Source organism: Amycolatopsis ponsaeliensis, from assembly GCF_030182635.1.
Classification (GTDB): Bacteria; Actinomycetota; Actinomycetes; order Mycobacteriales; family Pseudonocardiaceae; genus Amycolatopsis; species Amycolatopsis ponsaeliensis.
Genome location: NZ_JAPZLD010000007.1, coordinates 142,389 through 161,090, shown reverse-complemented (window position 1 = coordinate 161,090; position 18,702 = coordinate 142,389). Strand labels below are relative to the sequence as shown.

Sequence of the window (18,702 nt, the reverse complement as noted above, 5' to 3'; positions counted from 1 at the left end):
GGTCGGAAGCTGCGCGGATCGGTCCTCCCAGACGGATCGCACAGATCGGCGTTACCGTACGAACCGGGGGCAAACAAGTTTCTAACACCGGGACGCGGGTCCACAGTGGCCGGACCACCTGATCGGTCACGCCGGGTTCATGTCGTCGCGTAAAGTACGACCCGGTTATGAACTTCTCAGTGCTCGGGCCGGTACGGGCGTTCCTGGATGGGAGCCCCGTCGACCTCGGCGTTCGCAAGCAGCGATTCGTCCTCGCGGTGCTGCTGCTGGAAGCCAACAAACATGTGCCGGCGGACCGCCTGATCGAGCTGGCGTGGCCGGCGGGCGAGGCGCCGGACACCGCCCGGGCTGTCATCCACACCCAGATCAGCCGCCTGCGCGCGACCTTCGCCGGGCGCGAAGACGTCACGCTTGTGCGCGAAGGATCCGGCTACCAGCTGCGCGTCGACCCCATGCGGGTCGACGTGTTCCGCTTCCGCGCCCTGTGCGCGTGGGCGCGGGCCGGCACGGACGAACGCCGGATCGAGCTGCTGGAGGAGGCGCTGGCGCTGTGGGACGGGCCTGCTCTCAGTTCGGTGGCCACCGAGGACGTCCGGCTCCGGGTGGCCGCGCCGCTGGAAGAGGCGCGGCTGGGCGCGCTGGAGGACCGGTTCGAGGCGTACCTGCGGCTCGGCCGCGAGGCCGAGATCATCCACGAGCTCGCCGAAGCGGCGATCGAGCAGCCGCTGCGCCAGCAGCTGGTGGCCAAGGTGATGCTCGCACTGCACCGCCTGGATCGCACGCCTGAGGCGCTGGCCACCTACCAGCGGCTCTACCAGCACCTCGACGAAGAGCTGGGCATCGAACCGGCGCCCGCGGTCCGTCAGCTCCAGCTCCGGATCCTGCGCGACGACCCGTCGCTCATGCTCTTCACCGGACCCCGCCAGCTACCGCCGGACGTCAACCACTTCGCCGGCCGCCGCGACCACCTGGACACCCTCGCCGGCCTGTTCGACCTCGGAGACCAGGCACCGGCCGTGGTCGCGATCACCGGCAAGCCCGGGCTGGGCAAGACCGCCCTCGCGGTCCGCGCGGCCCACCGCCTGGCCGCGCGGTTCCCGGACGGGCAACTGTTCGTCGACCTGCACGGCGCCGGCCCCCAGCCGCGCGCCCCGGCGGAGGTCCTGGCCCGGTTCCTGCGCGACCTCGGGGTCGCCGGCGCGGACCTCCCGGCATCCTTGGAGGAACGGATCGGGCTGTTCCGGGACCGCACCGCGACCCGCCACATCCTGGTGGTCCTGGACAACGCCGCCGGTGAGGAGCAGCTGCGCCCGCTGATTCCGGGGAACCCGGAGTGCGGTGTGCTGATCACGAGCCGTCGCCGCCTGACCGGGCTGGACATGCGTGGCCTGATCGACCTGGACGGCTTGGCCGACGCGGACGCCCTCGCACTGCTGACCGGCCTGGCGCCGCGGGTCCCGGCGGGGGAGGAAGCCGCTCGCAAGATCGTCCGGCTCTGCGGTGGCCTGCCGCTGGCCCTGCGGATCGTGGGCGCGAAGCTGCGGTCCCGTCCGCATCAGACGGTCGCCGACCTGGCCGCACGGCTGGCGGACGAACGTGATCGGCTGGACGAGCTCGTCGGTGGCGACCGGGAGGTCCGGGCCGGCTTCCTGCTCAGCTACACCGGCCTGGAGCCCGCCCAGCAGCGCGCTTTCCGGCTGCTGGCGGCCATGCCGGACACCGGTTTCGCGGCCTGGGCGGCGTCTGCGGCGCTGGGGGAGGACTTCCGTACCACGGAAGGGCTCCTGGAAAGCCTGGTGGACGTGAACCTCCTGGAGTGCGGACGTGGCGAGTTCACGCCGACCAGATACCACTTCCATGACCTGATCCGCTTGTACGCCATGGAGAAGCTCTCGCCACCGGATCGCGCGGCGGTCTGGTCGAGGCTCACCGACGCCTACCTTTACCTGGGGAAACGCGCGGATGCCCGGCTGGAGTTCGGTGGCCTGCACCAGTTCACCCCACCGCCGCTGGCGCTGGACGCGCCCCGGCTGGTGGCGGACGTGGAGAGCAACGCGCCGGCCTGGCTGGCGGACGAGCACGCTTCGATCGCCCAAGCCGTGGAACTGTCGGCGGCGGCCGGCGACGATGCGACGACCTGCCGGCTCTCGGCGACCGTGGCGGCCTTCTTCGAGCTGCGCGCCCAGTGGAGCGACCTGAAGCGCGTGGCGGAACTCAGCCACGTCGCGGCAACCAGAATCGACAGTCCATACTGGACTGGCTTTGCCCTGTTCGCACTCGGCTTGGCGGCCAGGGAGACGCGGGATTTCGCGACTTCGGAGCGCTCGTTCCGGGACGGACTTGCGGTCCTGCCGAAGGCGGGCGATCCCTTGCTGGAGGTCGTCATCCTGTTGTCGGTGGGTGTGTCCCACCGGTTGCTGGGGCGGTGGGACGAGGCGGCGTCGTACTTCGCCGGTTGCCTGTCCAGATTGGACTCCCTGGCCGCGCCGCGGTGGCGGGCTTATGCCCTGCGGGAATATGGGGTACTGCACCGTTACCGGGGCCAGTGGGCAAAGGCGAAGGAGTTCCTGACCGAAGCCATCGCGACGTACCGTTCGCTCGGCGACGTGAGGTGGGAGGCGGCCAGTGGGCGCGAACTTGGGATTGTCCATCAGGACGAAGGGAATCACGCGGCGGCGGTCGAACAGCTGACGATCAGCCGCGAAGCCCTCAGGAGCGTGGGCGACCACAGAAGGGAAGCCGCCACGCTCCGCTGCCTCGGCTGGGTGGCGCTGGAAGCGGGCGCCCTTCCCGAAGCCCTCGCGTACGCCCGGCAAGCCCGGGAAACTCTCCGGCGGACGCTGGACACCCACGGCCTGGCCTGTGCGGAAGTGCTGCTGGGCGACATCCAGCTCGCGATGGGCGATCCTGTGGCGGGGCGTGCCCACCTGGACCGGGGAGTTGCCTACCTCGATACCTCCGGTGATCCCCGGTGGCGTGGAAAGTCCATGCTCAGCCTGGGCTGCCACCTGGCCGCGGCGGGTGATCACGCGGGCGCCCGGGCGGCGTGGGAAAAAGCGTCGGATGACCTGTCCCGGATTGGCGCCCACGAAGCCGCGACGGTTCGTGCCTTGCTGGACCGGTGAGCTGGGCGATAGGTGCACGAGCCCGGGTGGGCTCCTCGCTGCTGACTCGCCGCCGGCCGCATTGGTCGCCGTCGGGCACAGCACCTACATGTGCCTGGTCGAACCCGTCCTGTGTGGACGTCGCCACGACCCACTCGACGAGCCGATCCCCGCCCTCGCTGACGATCGACTCCCGCAAGACCACCAAGCCGATCGGCCGGCTCCGCTCGCACGCCAACCCGAGCGGTCTGTCCTGGCAGTTCGTGATGGCGCCGCCGAAGCCGAACATGGTTCGAACATGAATCGAGGAGCTCGCAACCTCCGACGTCGTAGCACCGTCTGTCCGGATCGGTGACGTATCAGGCGGCGGACAATGTGCAATTTGCCAACTGCTTGCCCCGCCCCTCGCTGAAGCCCGTCTCGGACAGGCGGAAGATCTGTGGCGTGTCAACCTCGGTGGAATAGCCTGGAGTCTGGATCCGGATCGAGTGGAAAGGTGCGTGGTTGAACGGGTTGCCTGGTGAGCCTCGTCCGCCTCATCGCGACCATGCGGCTGGCGAGCGTAGCGGTCGGCGCCGAGTGACCAGCGCGCTAGTCGTCGGAGGGTGGCTTCGGGGGCGGGGGCGAAGAGTCGCGACTTTCGGCGCGTTGCTCGTCGGTGCGTACGACCGCTGGGAGAGGTTGGTGTGGCTGGGTTCTGTCGGAACCGGTTTTACAGACGGCAGTCTGCGTGTTCTGCGGGCCCGGTTGGATGCGTTGAGTCAGCCGATCAGTCCGTTCATCGTGCAGCCACCAGTTCCGGAGTGTGATGTCAGCTGGGTCGAGCCGGCGATCGTTGTCGATGTGATGCACGAAGTTCCGCGAGGCAGCCGAAGTCGTTTGCAGGCGGCCGTGTGGAAGCGGATTCGGTTCGACTTGAGCCCAGAGGCGATCGCGTTGCCGCCTCAATTCTCGGCGTAGGGCGCTCGCGCAGCTCGCCCCGACAGGGCAGTGTTCCGGCGGCGCAGGTCCAGGTCATCTTGACGGTGGTGCAGGTGGGCTGTCGTGAAGGTGACGTTGTCAGTCAAGTCGCACTGCGGCATGCATACTGGTCGCTGGCCGGAGCGGTTGTCAGCCTGCAAGGCCGACGTCGTGCTCAGCCTCAGCCCTCGAGAGAAGATCGTCACTGGGTGTTGTGACCTGGGCGAGACAGGCGAACACGGCTTCGGAACGGACCCGGCCGTGGTGGGGTCAGGCAGGCGGCTGTGGTCTCGGGGTGACTCCGGTCTTCTCGAGCAGTTCGCCGTCCGGCGCACCAGCGTGTGATATGTCGCCTGCAGTCGGGGTAGGCGCCCGGACTGAGCCCGGTGCCGGTTGTCGCCCGGCCTGGGCGACACGGCGTCATCCGGCGCTCCGACTGTCGGACGCCGTCGCATCGACGGACTGTGTGCCGGGCCGAGCAGCATCCCGCCGATGTGCTGGCATCGGGCCGATTCACCCGAAAGGTGACGTGATTCGGCGGGCGACGGGATGCTGAGGTCTCTGGTTTGGTCCCGTCCAGGGTGGGCCAGGGGGCGCCCGCGCCGGCCCCGACCCTGTGCGAAGAGCCGCATATCAGTCACTGCGGCGTTTCGTGCAGGACAGCGGTGCAGAAGCCACTCTCGCCCGCACTACGTGATCCTGGCGCGGTGAGGCGATACGGGATGACGTCACATGGGTACGCTGATGGGCACCGTCGGCTCATGTTTTGGTCGAGGCGACCGTCCGTTGGCCTATCGGCGATGCCGCTTGACCCAGGAGGTCGGGCTGTGTGACATGTATATGGCATTCTCGGGTCTTGCCCGTTCCGACTGATTCTGAACATGAAAAGGCCAGCGCTGCCTGAATAAGCTGGCCGCTCCGGTCGGGCCGAAGGATTTGATCCCCTGCGACCCTTGTCGGTCTCATACTTCTACGAGATCGTCGATTCGTGACGTGCGCCGACTGGATCGACCACTCGCGTTTCGGTCGACCCGCAGCTGTTGGTTGCCATACTGGCCGGTGATCTGCCGTCGACAGCGACCGGGAGCAGTGTCACGACTGGTCGGCCGCCTGTTGCAGAGTGTGGTCTTCGCGGAGGGGCGTGACGCGGCGTGTGCTGTACGTCGCCCAGGTGCCCCGAGTTGACGGCCGTGCTCGGCTGGTGAGCCCGCACTTTCTGCGCGGTTGTCTGAGCCCGACCCATTCCGAGATGCACGCGGCGTGCGAGGTGTCGGACACGCGGCACTTAACCGCCGTACCCGTGCTCGGGATTTCCGCTGTCGTCGGAGTTCTCCGCGTATCCGCCTGTGGGCATGTCGGTGTGACGGCTGTCTCCGGGGGTCGAATCGCCGACATGTTCGTCCACGGAATGGTGATCGTCATGGTCCCCCTGCGGACAGTCGGCGCTGTTGATCGCGTGGCGGCCGTAGTCGTCGGCCACGGTGTTCTCGCCACCGCCTCCGGTCGGCTGCTCGCCGTTCAAGTCGTCGTTGAGGAAGTGCTTTGCTTTCGCGGCGGCTGCGTCGATCGTGTCGGCGTGGTCGCCGAAGTGGGATTTCGCGAACTCGGCGGCCTGATCGACGTTGTCGCCGTTGGCGACGTTCTTGAGGCTGTCGAAGTCGATACCCATGGCACTCCTCGCTTCGTTTCCGGGGCCGGGTGATCGGGGTTCGGATATCACCCGGTTGATGTGTTCTATCAAAGGCGTTCGGCGCTGGAGCGCAACTCAAGCCGGGTGGCTGGGTGAAGAGCACTGCTCGCCGTCGGTTCGTGGCACCGGTGGCGCTATCCTGTCGCGCTCTTGCTGTCGTGGCTGGTGCCGCTGGGTTTCTTCACGCGGGTGGCCGAGGTCCCTCACGCGGGTGGATCTGCGCGTTGTTGTTACCCACTGCGTGGATGGCTGGTCGAAGTCGTATTGGTCGCCGGTCTTCCTGGTAGACGCGTTGCCGGCACGACGTGACGGCGGCTTGGGAATACGTCGGAGGCGTTCAGGTGTGGTTGCCGCGTCAATGCCGGCGTGTTCGTATCCCTGGCGTCAGTCGACGCGAAGCACTCGTAAAGGAGCTTGAAGTTCATGCGCAGGACAATCGTCCAAACGGCAGCAGGAGTCGCGATCGTGGCGGGCTTGGTCACGGGGTGCGGCTCGGACGGCACCAACAACACCGCGTCGTCCGGCCCGGATCTCAGCTCGTCTGGTGGTGTTGCCGCGTCGTCGGGTGCCGCGGATCCGAGTTCGCAGGGGCAGAGTGCCGGGGGCACGACCCAGCAGGTGACCGCGTCGATCGAGCAGGCGCTGCAGCAGTCGCCGATCACCTTCGAACCGGAGAAAGCCGACCTGACCGCGCAGGCGACGCAGACGCTCGGCGAGATCGCCAAGGCGCTGCAGGGCAATGCCGTGAAGATCAGTGTCGCCACCCATGCGGGTTACCCCGATACGGAAAAGGCGAAGACGCTGTCCGAGAAGCGCGCCGAGGCGATCACCTCTGCGCTCGAAGGGCTCGGGGTGGCCAAGGACCGCGTTGCGCAGGACGCGACCGGCAACGAAAAGGCTCAAGGCGACCAGGCGTTGAACACGCAGATCAGCGTCGCGCAGTGACTTTGGGCAGCGGCGTCGGCTGGGCTCGGCCGTCCGCCCTGGTCTCGCCTGCGGGAGCCCGCCGCGTGCACTACCTCGTCGGACCGAGCGGCTTCCCGAACTTCGGCGACGAGCTGATCGCCGCGACGTGGCTGCGCTACTTGGCCAGAACCGAACCGGAAGCCGATGTCTGGCTTGACACTCATTCCCCCGGTCCCGCGCAGCTCTTGCTCGGCGACCTGCATCCCCGGCTCCGGTGTACGGACACCCTGTGGCGACTGTGTGGGGAAGCGTCGTCGGACGATCCGGGGGAGGTGGCGGACTGGGTGCGGGCGGCAGTGGACGACCCCGGGCTCGCGCCGCGGTGGGACGCGGGCATTGAGTTGCTCGGACGAACCGACGTGGTCCATCTGATCGGCGGCGGCTACTTGAACGCGCTCTGGCCTCGGCATATCGGGCTGATTGCGGGCGTGGCTGCGGCCGCCCGGCGCTGCGGGGCCAGCACCGCCATGACCGGGCAGGGCCTGGTTCCGGTCCCGCCCGGCGCGGCCGATCTCCTCCGGGCGCTGGCCGAGCACGTCGACGTGGTCGACACGCGCGACAATCCGTCGGCGGAGATGCTGGACCGGGGCGCGAGCACGTGCGACGACGTCTTTCTCGAGCTGCCCGAACCGGCGCCCGTAAGGGATCCCAGGGAATTCGTGGTGTGCCTGCAGTCCGACATCGGCACCGTTGCACCGTGCTCGCTGGCCGCCCGACTGCTGGACACCATGCGGGCTTGGGGTGTCGACCCGGGACGGCTGGCGGTCGTCGAAGGAATCCCGCGGGTGGATCGCACCGTTCCAGCGCTCCTGGAGTCCGAACTGGACGGTGCCGAATTCCACCCGTTCCGCGAGGTGTGGCGCCGCGGCCTGCCTGTGGCACCGGGCCAGACCTGGATATCCAGTCGTTACCACATGCACCTGCTCGCGGCCGCCGCCGGCGCGACCGGCGTCGCGGTCAGCGTGTCCCGCGGGTATTACACGCCCAAGCACCGTGGCCTGATCGACCTCGGCTCTGGCTGGACGTTCTCGGACGTGGACGACTCCGAACCGCCGGCGCGGCCCGCAGGCAGCGGGTTCCCGCCGGACGTCCTCCGTCGGTGTCGCGCCCTGAAACGCTCGGTCGCCGAAGCGATCTACGGTCCCCGGCCCGCCGGGGTGGTTGAACCGGCGACTGTTTCGTTGGCGCGTCGGCTGACCCTGCGATCCCGCCGGTCGAGTCTCGAACGTTGATGCCGCGGGTGGTTCACGCCGGCGGGCCGGGGGAGGGCGGCGGCTCCCGCGGCGGCGGGTGCAGGGGCAGGTGCGGGTCAAGTTCGATTCCGCCGACGCGCAGCGAATCGTCGAGAATGCGCCAGATCCAGCGGGTGAGCAGGTCGGTGAGCTGGGTTCTCGTGAGGTCCTGGGGGCTTTCGAGCCATTGCGCGGTGCAGGAGTCGACGAGGCCGACGACGCCGAAGGAAATGACGTCGGCGATGCGCGCGTCCAGCTGGAACGCCGTTAGGTAGAAGCCGAACACTTGGGTGAGTTGGCGCGCGATGACGGTCTTGACGTCGGCAACGGCGTCCCGACCTGAAGTTCTCCCGATCTGGGAATGCCGGGTCAGATAGCGGTAGAGATTGCTATTGTCGGCGAGCCAGCCGGTGTGCGCGTCGACCGCGACGGCGATCATCTGCATCGCGCTGCCGTGCGGTTCCCACACCGGCAGCAGCGCGGCGGTGATGAGCTCGGTGGCCCGGTCGGCGATCGCCCGCTTCAGGTCGGTTGTGTCGTCGAAATGCTTGTAGAGCTGGGGGCGAGCGACGCCGGCGACGTCGGCGATGCGTCCGGTCGACACGTCGGGGCCGTGCTCGGCGATCGCTCGCAGAGCAGCATCGACGTATTCGCGACGCCGGCGTTCGCGCTGCCCTGCCCAGCGGGCAGCGCGCCCGTCGCCGGGACCCGGATGTGCTGAAGAGGGCGTCACCTCGGGGACTCTATCGGGAGGAGGGTAGGGGCTACACTTCTGTATCTGTTACTTTAGGCCCCGAATAGTCACGGAGCGTGTTGGTTGTGTGGGTGGCGGGTGAGTGACTGCCTTCCGCAGGCCGCCGCGGTGTCTGGCACTGGTTGAATCGGAGAACGCGATGTGGGATGCGGTGGACGACGGTGACCCGTCGGATGCTCGGCTGATCGCCGAGTTCCGGCAGGGGGACGGCGGCGCGGGTGGTTTGCTTTTCCGCCGGCATGCCGAACCCCTGCGCCGGGTCGCTGCGGGCTGGGTGAATCAGCCAGCCGAACGGGACGACCTGGTAGCGGAGGCGTTCTCCTGTGTCCTCGCCGTGTTGCGCGCCGGCGGCGGGCCGCGCGAGAACCTCCGTCCGTACCTCGTCGTGACGATGCGCAACCTGGCCGCCCGGTGGAGCCGATACCGAGGGCGGGTCGAGCCCCACGCTGTGGTCCCCGGAGTCGGGGAGGCCGAGGGGGCCGACGATTTGGCTTTGCGGCGCTCGACTGATGAGCTGGTCAGGTCTGCTTTCCACACCTTGCCGGTCCGGTGGCGGATGGTGCTGTGGAGCACGGTCGCCGAAGGGCGTACGGCGGCTGAGCTGGCGCCTGTGCTGGGCGTGTCGCCCAATGGGGTCGCCGCATTGGCCTGCCGTGCCCGAGAGGGGCTGCGGCAGGCCTACCTTCGAGCCCAGCAGAGTCCCGTGACGGGAGAGCGGTCCTGTTCTCAGGCGCGGCGTCAGTTCGGCTCGTGGCTCCGGGGTGAGCTCCCGGAGGGCCGGTCGGAGTCGATTGCCGCGCACGTCGCGGTCTGCATGACCTGTCGAACGGCGGTCGACCCGGGCGGGCGGTGTGCGCGCCAGGCTGGCAGCACACTCACCCCAGGCGTCGAGTGTCGTAGGCCGGTCGGTAGCTCGACTCGGCAGGAACGTTGATGAACGACACGGCTGTCGGCTCGGCAACGCCCATCTTCGATTCGCTGGTCGCCGAGATCGGCCTGCAATGGCCGGGTCTCACCGCCGATGCGGACCACGACGAAACCGCGGCGAGCCTCGCCGACACTCCTGAGCCACAGGTGACCACCGCCGCTCCATGATTGGCTGGCCCGCCTCGTATGAGTCCGTCAGTGGCCATCACCTGTGCGGGATGAATAACTCGTGAGGGTTAGCTCATCCGGCGGATCTAGTGGACTCTTTGCGTCACGGTCGGCGACGAGCTCCGTCGAACTCTCGACACCAACGGGAATGGCGACGCAAGCCGTCACGAATTGTGATGGCGTGGAGGGCGGGCCAGTGGGCGATCGAGGCCACGTCGGCGGGACGGGCTGTGCCGTGTGGAGACTGCGCAGCCGCTGGCGGATAGCGAGTATCACCAGTGGATGGCGGTTTCCGAGCGACTGGGCGGTACCCGAAGTGGACGCCGTGTGCGGCTCGGCGCTGTTCCGCGGTGACCTGATCGCGGCGCTGACCGTCCTGGGCGGGTCGCGGGCACGCACGGGCGCCGGCTTGGACGAGACGCTGTACGACGTCGCCGCGCTTGACGCGGTCCTTGACAGCGATTTGGACGCAGACGGGATGATTTCCGCCGATCCCCATGTCGCGCCGTTTGCCATGCTCCGCGCCGCCGCGGTGGGCTGGGCCGATGTCGCGAGCGGGATCTGTGACGTCGCGACGACCGAGTCGTACACCGGCCTGGCGACGGAGCGTATCTGCGTGCCCGGTTGGGTGAGGTGTACCGCCACGCCGCGCGGACCGACCGCGACGTAACGGAGACGCTCGTGCTACTGGTGATCGACGTCGACATGTCCGAGGTGACCGGTTGGTCCCGGCCGATGGTCATGGGGCTGGTCGCCGACGTGCTGCGCAGCGTCTTCGACGGTGGGGAGACCACCGCGGCGCTCGGCCGGGCTGGTGCCGTGGTGCTCGCTGAGCGAGACGCCGGCCTTGGTCATCGCATCAGGCACGCTCGCCGCCGGATCGTCGATCGGCTCTTCGAGGACCCGCAGCTGGTTACGGCGGCCCGCCCGACGGTTCGGCTGCATCGCTTGCCGGACACTCTGGCCGCAGCCCACGACCTGTTGCACCACCTGTCTGGTCGAGGAGGACCGGCGAGTCTCAGGCGTGTCCGTCGAATAGGTTAGTGACGGAGCCGTCGTCGAAGACTGCGCGGATCGCCTTGGCCAAGAGCGGCGCGATCGGCAGGACGGTGAGCTGGGGAAAGCGCCTGACGAACGGGATAGGGACGGTGTCGGTGACGACCACCTGGTGAATACCGCTGGCGGCGAGATGGTCCACGGCGTCGCCGGAGAAGACACCGTGGGTGGCTGCGGCCACGACGCTGAATGCCCCTTTGCTCAAGAGCAGGCGTGTCGCGCCGGTCATGGTGGCGCCCGTGTCGATCATGTCATCGACGACCACGCAGAGCCGGCCTTCGACGTCGCCAACGATCTGAGTGGCGTCGGGGTGCTGGGCGTGGAGGGCGTCGCGGTGCTGGATGAACGCGATAGGGCAGCCTCCGAGTAGGTCGGCCCATCGTTCGGCCAGGCGCACGCGTCCGGAGTCCGGGGCGACGACGGTGAGTGCCGCGGTGGGGTGGCTGCGGCGGATGTGGTCGGCCAGCAGTGGTTGCGCGAGCAGGTGGTCGACGGGGCCGTTGAAGAACCCTTGGGTCTGCGCTGTGTGCAGATCGACACTCATCAGCCGATTCGCACCCGCGGTGGCGAACAGGTCGCTGACCAGTCGGGCGGAGATGGGTTCGCGTCCGCGGTGTTTCTTGTCCTGCCGGCCGTAGGGGTAGAACGGCAGGATCACCGTGATGCGTTTGGCGCTGGCGCGTTTGAGGGCGTCGACGGTGATGAGGGCTTCCATCAGCCACGTGTTGAGCTGTTCGGTGAAGGACTGCACGAGGAACACGTCACAGCCGCGCAGCGACTTCTCGAAGCGGACGAAGGTCTCGCCGTTGGCGAAGACGTGTGCCACGCGTGGCGCGACGGTGGTGTCGAGGTGGTCTGCGAGCGCCTCGGCGAGCGCAGGGTGGGCGCCACCGGAGACGAGCATCATGCGTTTGGTGACGGCGCCTTCGCGGCGGGTCGGCATGGTCGTGGATTGCTGGCTCATTCTGCGGAGGTGTCCTTCGTCGGCGTACCGGATACGGGCGCGTAGCGGAGTGCTTCCGGCTCCACTCAACGGAGATCGGGTCAGCCCAGGCAGCGGACCAGTGTGTCGAACTCGTCGCGCAGCTCCCTGGGCAGCTTGTCGCCGATGGTGCTGAACCAGTCGCGGATCAGGTCGAGCTCGACCGGCCATTCCCCGGGGTGGACGGCCAGGGCGGCCTCGACATCGGCGGGATCGGTGTCCAGCCCGGTCAGGTCCAGGTCACTGGCGGCCGGTACGGCGCCGAGTGGGGTGTCCACGGCGCCGGCGGTCCCGTCGATGCGGCCGGTGATCCAAGCCAGGACACGGGAGTTGTCCCGGAACCCAGGCCACAGGAAGCGGCCGTCGCCGCCGCGGCGGAACCAGTTGACGCCGAAGATACGAGGCAGCTTGGCGGGATCCGCGCCGGCACCGAGGGCCAGCCAGTGCGCAAAGTAGTCACCGACGTGGTAGCCGACGAAGGGGCCCATCGCCATCGGGTCGCGGCGGGCCACACCGACCTCGCCGGTGGCCGCGGCGGTGGTTTCCGAGGACAGCGTGGCGCCGAGGAAGACCCCGTGCTGCCAGTCACGGGACTCGACCACCAGCGGCATCGTGGTGGCGCGGCGTCCGCCGAACAGAATCGCCGAGATCGGCACCCCGGCCGGGTCGTCCCACTCGGAGGCGAGGGTCGGGCACTGCTGGATCGGGGTGCAGAACCGGGAGTTGGGGTGGGCGGCGGGTTCGGCGAAGTCGGGGTGCCAGTCCCGGCCCTGCCAGTCGGTGAGGTGCTGGGGGACCTGCTCGGTCATGCCTTCCCACCACACGTCTCCGGTGTCGGAGATGGCGACGTTGGTGAAGATTGCGTTGCCCTGTTCGATCATCCGCATCGCGACCGGGTTGGTGCGGTAGCCGGTGCCGGGTGCGACGCCGAAGAACCCGAACTCCGGGTTTACTGCGTAGAGTCGGCCGTCGGGGCCGAAGCGCAGCCATGCGATGTCGTCGCCGAGGGGCTCGGCTTTCCAGCCGGGCAGGGTGGGCTGGAGCATCGCCAGGTTGGTTTTGCCGCAGGCGCTGGGGAACGCCGCGGCGATGTAGTGGACGGCGCCGGCCGGGGAGGTGAGTTTGAGGATGAGCATGTGCTCGGCGAGCCAGCCTTCGTCGCGCGCCAGCACCGAGCCGATGCGCAGGGAGTAGCTTTTCTTGCCCAGCAGCGAGTTCCCGCCGTAGCCGGAGCCGTAGCTCCAGATGGTGCGATCCTCGGGGAAGTGCGTGATGTACTTGACGGGGCTGCACGGCCAGGGCGCGTCGGCCTGGCCGGGTTTGAGCGGGGCGCCGACCGAGTGCAGGGCCTTCACGAACTCGGCGTCGTCGCTAAAGCGCTCCAGCGCCATCGCGCCCATCCGGGTCATCAGTCGCATGGACACCGCGACGTAGGCGGAGTCGGTGATCTCGACGCCGAGTTTCGGGTGTTCGTCGGTGAGCGGGCCCATGCAGAACGGGACCACGTACATCGTGTGACCTTGCATACTGCCCCGGTACAGCTCGGTCATAATGATCTTCATGTCGACCGGGTCCATCCAGTTGTTGGTGGGTCCGGCGTCGGCTTCGTCCTCGGAGCAGATGTAGGTGCGGTCCTCCACGCGCGCGACGTCGTCGGGATCGGAGGCGGCAGCGAAGGAGTTCGGCTTCTGCCGTAGCCGTACCAGGGTGCCCGCGTTGACCAGGTCCGTGGTCAACTGGCGCCATTCGTCGTCCGACCCGTCGCACCACACCACCCGCTCCGGCGCGGTCAGGTCCGCGACCTCCTGGACCCAGGCCAGCAGGTTGCGGTGCGTGGTGGGGGCCGAGTCCAGTCCGGTGATCGTGCTCAACATCGAGACACCCATGGTGGTCATCCTGTGGCTTCCTTTGCTGCGCATGCGATGGTCGCTATGGGGCGACGTGGAGGGTATTGATCGGTGACCTGACCGCATCGGTCACTCGGTCGGCCAGGACCTGAGCGTTCCGCTGCGTGAACGGCAGATCGACCGCGTGCGCGGAGACCAAGGCTCGTGCAGCGGTGCGATACGTCGCGAGATCGAAGGTCGTTGCCGGGTCGCGCAAGGCTGCACGCAGCAGGCCGGCTGCGGCGCAGGGAGCGGTGCGCGCGGCCCCGCGGGTGATCACAGCGATCTCAGCGTGGCGGTCGTCATCGACCCAGCCGGGCAGGGCGCCGACCAGATCGACGATGGCGTCGGCGCCGTACACGACGTGCCGCAGCGGAAAGGCCACCGCGTCCGAGGCGTTCCACGTGGTGATGTCCCCGACTCCGGCCGCGGCGAGCAGCGGGGCGAGGATCGGGAGGTACTGCGCACCGGCGACGACCACTTTCCCGATCCGCGAGGCGGGCGGCCGGTCGGCGACCGCGGCCAGGACGGCCGCCGTTAGCGCGATCGCAGTGGCGTCCTGGTCGGTGAGCACCAGAGGCATTCCACCGTCGCGCAGATCCTGCTGCACGAGGCGGGTCCGTTCGGGGTCGGCGTGGGTCAGCAGGATCGGTCCGGCCTCGGCCCCCAGGGCGCGGATACCCGCGGCGAGTTCTGCCGCGTCGGCGGCATCCACGGTCACCGGCCGCACCATTACCCGGGCCAGGCCGCCGAGGTGCTCGGCGAACTCGCGCACGATCAGGTCGACAGGTCCGGCTGCGCGGTCGCCCAGCGCGCTGCCGTCGGAGACGACGGCCGCCCAGCGGTGCTCGTCGGCGTCTCGTTGCCGCGTGCCGTCACGGTTCATCGAGCACCTCCGCTGCCCCGCAGGGCGCCGTCATCGAGGATGCGAACGTCATCGGTCAGTCCTGGTACGGCACGGCCGTCAGGTCCGCGGGGTCGACCCATCCGGTGGTGTCGACGCTGTTGCGCTCGGCCAGGTCCAGTAGTTCCCGGAGCCGGGCGACGTGGAGGTCGCTCTCGTAGTCGTGCCCGACCTCGCGTGCGGCGTTCAGGGCGTCCTGCACGGCCCTGACCCGAGTCCGCAAGACGGTCACGAATTCGCTCACGCTCACCTGGTCTCTGGTCCGCTGCCGGCACAGGAGCACGACAAACCTCCGCTCTGACGAATCCATCTTCTTATTACTTAATGAAGTTTGCAAGTCTTGGGTTTTGCGAGGCTGCACACACTCGATCGGGGGTCGGCCAGCTGCCCAGGTCAGAGGTCGTTGCCGGCGTAGGACAGGTTGAAGCTCTTGTTGGTCAACGGAAAGTCCGGAACGATCGTGTCGGCCAGCGCCACCGGCAGCGCGGGCCAGTTGAAGAAGCTGGGATCGACGATCTTCACCCGCGTGAGCAGACCGTCGGCCGAGCATTCGATACGATGGACGATGGTGCCTCGCCAGCCCTCGACGATGCCGACGCCGGATCGGGCGCCAGAGTAGGGCGTGTGGGCCAGTGCACTCGCCGCCGAGGACACGCGCTCCTCGAGATGGTCGAGCAAGTGCCCGATCAGCGCGATCGAATGGCCGATCTCCTCCGCACGCACGAGGAAGCGGGACAGCACGTCCCCGTCGGTGCGGGTGTGGCGGGCGCGGGGGAACTCGGCGGCCAGGAACGGGTGGTCGTGGCGGGCATCGCCGGTCAGGCCGCTGGCGCGGGCGACGTAGCCGAGGGTGCCGAGGTCGGTGGCTTGTTCCCGAGTGAGGACCGCGGTGCCTGTGAAGCGGTCGGCGACCACGGTGTTGCCCAGCGCGAGTTGCACGATCTCGGCGATATCGGCGCTGATCGAGGCAAGGCCGGCCGCATCCGGCAGCTGGACGAGGTCGGTCCGACCGGGCCGGATCGCTCCGCGCAGCAGCCGGTGGCCGGTGACCCGGTCGTTGAGCCGCAGCAACTGTTCGCGGACCCGTTGGGCGTGGGTGTTCAGAATGCCGTGAGCGACGTCGTTGCACAGGGCGCCGAGGTCGGTGACGTGGTTGTAGAGCCGTTCCAGCTCCAGCAGGATCGCCCGCATCCGCTGCGCGTCCTCGGGGACGGGAATCGCGAAGGCGTCTTCCACGGCCTGGCAGAACGCCAACGTGTGGCCGACGGCGGTGTCACCGCTGATCCGTTCGGCCAGCTCGAGTGCTGCCTCGGGGCGACGGCCCTGGAACAGCTTCTCGATGCCTCGGTGCACGAACCAGAGTCGGGCTTTGAGGTTGAGGATTGTCTCGCCGACTACGGAAAAGCGGAAGTGTCCTGGCTCGATCATCCCGGCGTGGACCGGGCCGACCGGGATCTCGTAGACGCCGTCTCCCTCCACGGTCCGGAAGGGGTACGGCCCGTCCTGGGTACCGAATTCGGGTGGTTCGCCGGTGTCGTTGAGCATCGGGTACCAGCCTGCCGGCCAGTGGAAGTGGCGGACCAGCCGCCGCGGCAGCGGATGATCGGCAGGCACGATGCCGAACAGGTCGCGCATCTCGCGTTCGAATCGCCCGGCGGGGAAGGACAATCCGGCCAGGCTCGGCAGCTCGGGCCGGGTGGGATCGAGCGGGACGTGCAGTTCCACGCGACGGTCGGGATCGGCGGCGGTGAAGAGATAGACGGCGCGCAGCCGGTGGCCGTCGTCGTGTCCGGCGACGAGCGCGACACGGTAGCCGTGCGCGAGCAGTCCCCGGGCACGGTGGGGCAGTTCGCCGGGGGTGATGGTGCGGGCGGAGCGGCGATAGCCGACCTCGTCGCTGAACGAGTCCGGGTTGGCGGTCATGATGCTCCTGTCAGAGTCCCGGCGGCGAGCCGTAGCAGCGAGCCGAGCGGGCCCGCGGTGACACCGAGTACGGCGCTGGCGACCAGGCCGGTGACCAGCGTGAGTCCGAGCGTGGCCGGGATCGGCCTGGGCGCGGGCGCGGCGCCGGGTCCCTCGGGTGCGGTGCCGAGCAGCATGCGGCTGGTGTGCCCGAGCAGCGCGGCGGCGATGACCACCACGACCGCGAGCACGGCGGCGGTGGCCCAGCCGAGCCCTCCGGCGAAGCCGGTGCGGGCGATGCCGAGTTCGCTGGCGAAGACGCTGAACGGCGGAAGCCCGATGAGTGCGAGCACGCCGAGGCCGAGACATCCGGCGACCACCGGCTGGCGGGCGACCAGACCTCGGACGGCGTCGATCCGGCTGGTGGCCTCGCTCTGCAGGATCCGTCCGGCGGCCAGGAACAGCACGCCCTTGACCAGGCCGTGGCCGAGGATGTGCAGCAGGATCGCGGCGTAGGCGAGCGGGCCACCGACCGCGGCACCGAAGGCGACCAGAGCCAGGTGCTCGATGCTGGAGTAGGCCAGCATCCGTTTGTAGTCCCGTTGCGCCAGCAGCAACGAGGCCGCGAGCAGCAGCGAGGCGAGCGCCATGACCAGCAGCAGCGCCCGGGCGAAGTCGCTGCCCAGAACGACGTCGGCGATCACCTTGACCCGCAGGACCGCGTAGAACGCGACCGCCAGCAGCACCCCGGACATGAGCGCCGACACCGGCGCGGGCGCTTGCGAGTGCGCGTCGGGCAGCCAGGCGTGCAGCGGCGCCAGCCCGGCCTTGGTACCGAACCCGATGATCAGCAGTGCGATCGCGATCCGCGTGACACCCGGGTCGAGCCCGGCCGCGTGCTGGGTCAACGCGGCCAGGTCCAGCCCCGGGGTACCAGGCGCGTGCTGGGCCGCGTAGTTGAGGAGGAACGTGCCTAGGAGTGCCAGCGCGATTCCGGTCGAGCAGATCACGACGTACTTCCAGGCGGCCTCCACGGCGTGGCGGGTGCGGCGTTGCCCGACCAGGAACGCGGTGACGATGGTGGTGGCCTCGACCGCGACCCACAGCACCCCGAGGTCGGCGGCTAGCACGGCCAGCGCCATGGCGGCCAGGAACAGCTGCACCAGCACGCTGTGCCGGGTCGCGGTCCGTGCGGTGGCGCGGCCGCCATCGATTTCGCCGCGCAGGAACGCCGGCGTCGCCGCGGTGGCCAGCAACCCGACCGCGCCGATGACGATCAGCATGAACGCGGTGAGCGCGTCGGCCCGTAGCAGTCCGCCGAGTGCGGTGCGTGGTCCGGACGTAGCGACATCGACCGCGAGGGTGATCGCAGCGGCCAGCATCAGGGTCGCGCTGACGGCGCTGACCCAGCGGGTCGCCTGCCGCCACCGGGCACCGAGGTAGAGCAGCGCGCCGAGCAGCGGCACCGCGATCGGGGCGAGCAGCAGGAAGGTGGTCATGAGTCGCGCAGCTCTCGCAACTCGTCGAGGTCGGCGTCGCCGAAGGTCTCCCGCATGCGCGTAGTGAGGATCTGCAGCACCAGCACGACCAGCAACACGTCCAGCGACACCCCGAGCTCCACGACGAGCCCGGCACCAGCGGTGGTGAGGAACCCGACCGCGGTGATCCCGTTGTCCATCAACAGGAACCCGACCAGCTGCGAGAGCGCGCGCCGACGGGTCACCAGGACGAAGAAGCCGATCAGCACCACGGTCAGCCCGATCGGGACGGCCTGGGTCGCCGGGGACGGGGCGAGCGCGATCAACGGCTGAGAGACGGCGTAGGCGAGCATGGTCAGGACCGCGGCGGCCAGCAGCGAGGACGCGACGTTGACCAGCGGGCGGGTTTCCCGTCGCACCTCGCCACCGCGCGCCAGGACGCGGCGCAGCAAGTACGGCAGCACCCCGGCTCGCAGGACGGCGATCCCCACGGCGACCGCGCCGAGCTCGGCCGACCGCTCGTGCGCGGCCAGTACCGCGACGAGCGCCGCCAGGGCGACGCCCTGGACGGCGAAGACCCGGATGATCACCGTGAGCTCGCGGCGCCAAAGGATCAGTACCGCGGTCAGCAGCAACGCCCCGCACGCGAGGTCCAGCAGCTGCACGAAGACGGTGTCGCTCATGACGGGCACC

18 protein-coding genes are annotated in these 18,702 nt (G+C 68.9%); 8 read left to right on the top strand and 10 right to left on the bottom strand.

The window, feature by feature from the left end; genetic code table 11:
* Nucleotides 1-167 precede the first annotated feature (167 nt).
* From QQ657_RS13000 to QQ657_RS56695, 3 genes are all read left to right on the top strand, one after another.
* Nucleotides 168-3,125, top strand: a complete 2,958-nt coding sequence (locus tag QQ657_RS13000) for an AfsR/SARP family transcriptional regulator (protein WP_284742349.1) — start codon at nt 168-170, stop codon at nt 3,123-3,125.
* A 113-nt stretch (nt 3,126-3,238) separates the two neighbouring features.
* On the top strand, nt 3,239-3,406 hold the full coding sequence (locus QQ657_RS12995; RefSeq protein WP_284742348.1) for a hypothetical protein: 168 nt from the start codon (nt 3,239-3,241) through the stop codon (nt 3,404-3,406).
* 277 nt (nt 3,407-3,683) lie between these two features.
* The gene (locus tag QQ657_RS56695) at nt 3,684-4,064 is read left to right on the top strand and encodes an ATP dependent DNA ligase (protein WP_350310671.1); all 381 of its coding nucleotides are present in this window, start codon (nt 3,684-3,686) and stop codon (nt 4,062-4,064) included.
* A gap of 1,285 nt (nt 4,065-5,349) precedes the next feature.
* Here the strand turns inward: QQ657_RS56695 and QQ657_RS56690 are convergent.
* Nucleotides 5,350-5,733: a hypothetical protein gene (locus QQ657_RS56690; RefSeq protein ID WP_350310670.1), complete on the bottom strand. Its 384-nt coding sequence runs from the start codon at nt 5,731-5,733 to the stop codon at nt 5,350-5,352.
* 444 nt (nt 5,734-6,177) lie between these two features.
* On the opposite strand from QQ657_RS56690, the gene QQ657_RS12985 reads away from it, so the two are divergent.
* Both QQ657_RS12985 and QQ657_RS12980 read left to right on the top strand, forming a co-directional pair.
* Nucleotides 6,178-6,699: an OmpA family protein gene (locus tag QQ657_RS12985; RefSeq protein WP_284742347.1), complete on the top strand. Its 522-nt coding sequence runs from the start codon at nt 6,178-6,180 to the stop codon at nt 6,697-6,699.
* A gap of 65 nt (nt 6,700-6,764) precedes the next feature.
* Nucleotides 6,765-7,952: a polysaccharide pyruvyl transferase family protein gene (locus QQ657_RS12980; RefSeq protein WP_284742346.1), complete on the top strand. Its 1,188-nt coding sequence runs from the start codon at nt 6,765-6,767 to the stop codon at nt 7,950-7,952.
* A 13-nt stretch (nt 7,953-7,965) separates the two neighbouring features.
* Here QQ657_RS12980 and QQ657_RS12975 read toward each other — a convergent pair whose 3' ends face one another.
* Nucleotides 7,966-8,685, bottom strand: coding sequence for a TetR/AcrR family transcriptional regulator (locus QQ657_RS12975; RefSeq protein WP_284742345.1), 720 nt, complete (start codon nt 8,683-8,685; stop codon nt 7,966-7,968).
* 103 nt (nt 8,686-8,788) lie between these two features.
* Between QQ657_RS12975 and QQ657_RS12970 the strand changes: the two genes are divergently transcribed.
* From QQ657_RS12970 to QQ657_RS12960, 3 genes are all read left to right on the top strand, one after another.
* Nucleotides 8,789-9,640, top strand: coding sequence for a sigma-70 family RNA polymerase sigma factor (locus QQ657_RS12970; RefSeq protein ID WP_284742344.1), 852 nt, complete (start codon nt 8,789-8,791; stop codon nt 9,638-9,640).
* A complete protein-coding gene (locus QQ657_RS12965) occupies nt 9,640-9,801 on the top strand; it encodes a hypothetical protein (RefSeq protein WP_284742343.1) in 162 nt (53 codons plus the stop codon). The genes QQ657_RS12970 and QQ657_RS12965 overlap by 1 nt, the downstream gene beginning before the upstream one ends.
* Before the next feature lie 316 nt (nt 9,802-10,117).
* On the top strand, nt 10,118-10,471 hold the full coding sequence (locus QQ657_RS12960) for a hypothetical protein (RefSeq protein ID WP_284742342.1): 354 nt from the start codon (nt 10,118-10,120) through the stop codon (nt 10,469-10,471).
* Nucleotides 10,472-10,485: 14 nt separating this feature from the next.
* Here QQ657_RS12960 and QQ657_RS12955 read toward each other — a convergent pair whose 3' ends face one another.
* The 8 genes from QQ657_RS12955 to QQ657_RS12920 form a co-directional block, all read right to left on the bottom strand.
* Nucleotides 10,486-10,746 carry a hypothetical protein gene (locus QQ657_RS12955; RefSeq protein WP_284742341.1) on the bottom strand — a complete coding sequence of 87 codons (261 nt, stop codon included), beginning with the start codon at nt 10,744-10,746 and terminating at the stop codon, nt 10,486-10,488.
* Between the two features lie 73 nt (nt 10,747-10,819).
* Nucleotides 10,820-11,821, bottom strand: coding sequence for a ribose-phosphate diphosphokinase (locus QQ657_RS12950; protein ID WP_284742340.1), 1,002 nt, complete (start codon nt 11,819-11,821; stop codon nt 10,820-10,822).
* 80 nt (nt 11,822-11,901) lie between these two features.
* Complete coding sequence (locus tag QQ657_RS12945) at nt 11,902-13,734, bottom strand: phosphoenolpyruvate carboxykinase (GTP) (RefSeq protein ID WP_284742339.1); 1,833 nt, start codon at nt 13,732-13,734, stop codon at nt 11,902-11,904.
* 34 nt (nt 13,735-13,768) lie between these two features.
* Nucleotides 13,769-14,611 carry a hypothetical protein gene (locus QQ657_RS12940; RefSeq protein WP_284742338.1) on the bottom strand — a complete coding sequence of 281 codons (843 nt, stop codon included), beginning with the start codon at nt 14,609-14,611 and terminating at the stop codon, nt 13,769-13,771.
* 55 nt (nt 14,612-14,666) lie between these two features.
* Complete coding sequence (locus QQ657_RS12935; protein ID WP_284742337.1) at nt 14,667-14,831, bottom strand: hypothetical protein; 165 nt, start codon at nt 14,829-14,831, stop codon at nt 14,667-14,669.
* Between the two features lie 191 nt (nt 14,832-15,022).
* Nucleotides 15,023-16,552: a hydrogenase large subunit gene (locus tag QQ657_RS12930; protein ID WP_284742336.1), complete on the bottom strand. Its 1,530-nt coding sequence runs from the start codon at nt 16,550-16,552 to the stop codon at nt 15,023-15,025.
* A complete protein-coding gene (locus tag QQ657_RS12925; RefSeq protein ID WP_284742335.1) occupies nt 16,549-18,030 on the bottom strand; it encodes a proton-conducting transporter transmembrane domain-containing protein in 1,482 nt (493 codons plus the stop codon). Before QQ657_RS12925 ends, QQ657_RS12930 begins: the two co-directional genes overlap by 4 nt.
* Nucleotides 18,027-18,692, bottom strand: a complete 666-nt coding sequence (locus QQ657_RS12920) for a hypothetical protein (protein WP_284742334.1) — start codon at nt 18,690-18,692, stop codon at nt 18,027-18,029. Before QQ657_RS12920 ends, QQ657_RS12925 begins: the two co-directional genes overlap by 4 nt.
* Nucleotides 18,693-18,702 lie beyond the last annotated feature (10 nt).

What these genes read in the sequence shown, in the direction of transcription:
- QQ657_RS13000 (WP_284742349.1), top strand. Translation starts at nt 168, where the DNA reads ATGAACTTCTCAGTGCTCGGGCCGGTACGGGCGTTCCTGGATGGGAGC.
- QQ657_RS56690 (WP_350310670.1), bottom strand. Translation starts at nt 5,733, where the DNA reads ATGGGTATCGACTTCGACAGCCTCAAGAACGTCGCCAACGGCGACAAC.
- QQ657_RS12985 (WP_284742347.1), top strand. Translation starts at nt 6,178, where the DNA reads ATGCGCAGGACAATCGTCCAAACGGCAGCAGGAGTCGCGATCGTGGCG.
- QQ657_RS12965 (WP_284742343.1), top strand. Translation starts at nt 9,640, where the DNA reads ATGAACGACACGGCTGTCGGCTCGGCAACGCCCATCTTCGATTCGCTG.
- QQ657_RS12955 (WP_284742341.1), bottom strand. Translation starts at nt 10,746, where the DNA reads ATGCAGCCGAACCGTCGGGCGGGCCGCCGTAACCAGCTGCGGGTCCTC.
- QQ657_RS12950 (WP_284742340.1), bottom strand. Translation starts at nt 11,821, where the DNA reads ATGAGCCAGCAATCCACGACCATGCCGACCCGCCGCGAAGGCGCCGTC.
- QQ657_RS12945 (WP_284742339.1), bottom strand. Translation starts at nt 13,734, where the DNA reads ATGACCACCATGGGTGTCTCGATGTTGAGCACGATCACCGGACTGGAC.
- QQ657_RS12940 (WP_284742338.1), bottom strand. Translation starts at nt 14,611, where the DNA reads ATGAACCGTGACGGCACGCGGCAACGAGACGCCGACGAGCACCGCTGG.
- QQ657_RS12930 (WP_284742336.1), bottom strand. Translation starts at nt 16,552, where the DNA reads ATGACCGCCAACCCGGACTCGTTCAGCGACGAGGTCGGCTATCGCCGC.
- QQ657_RS12925 (WP_284742335.1), bottom strand. Translation starts at nt 18,030, where the DNA reads ATGACCACCTTCCTGCTGCTCGCCCCGATCGCGGTGCCGCTGCTCGGC.
- QQ657_RS12920 (WP_284742334.1), bottom strand. Translation starts at nt 18,692, where the DNA reads ATGAGCGACACCGTCTTCGTGCAGCTGCTGGACCTCGCGTGCGGGGCG.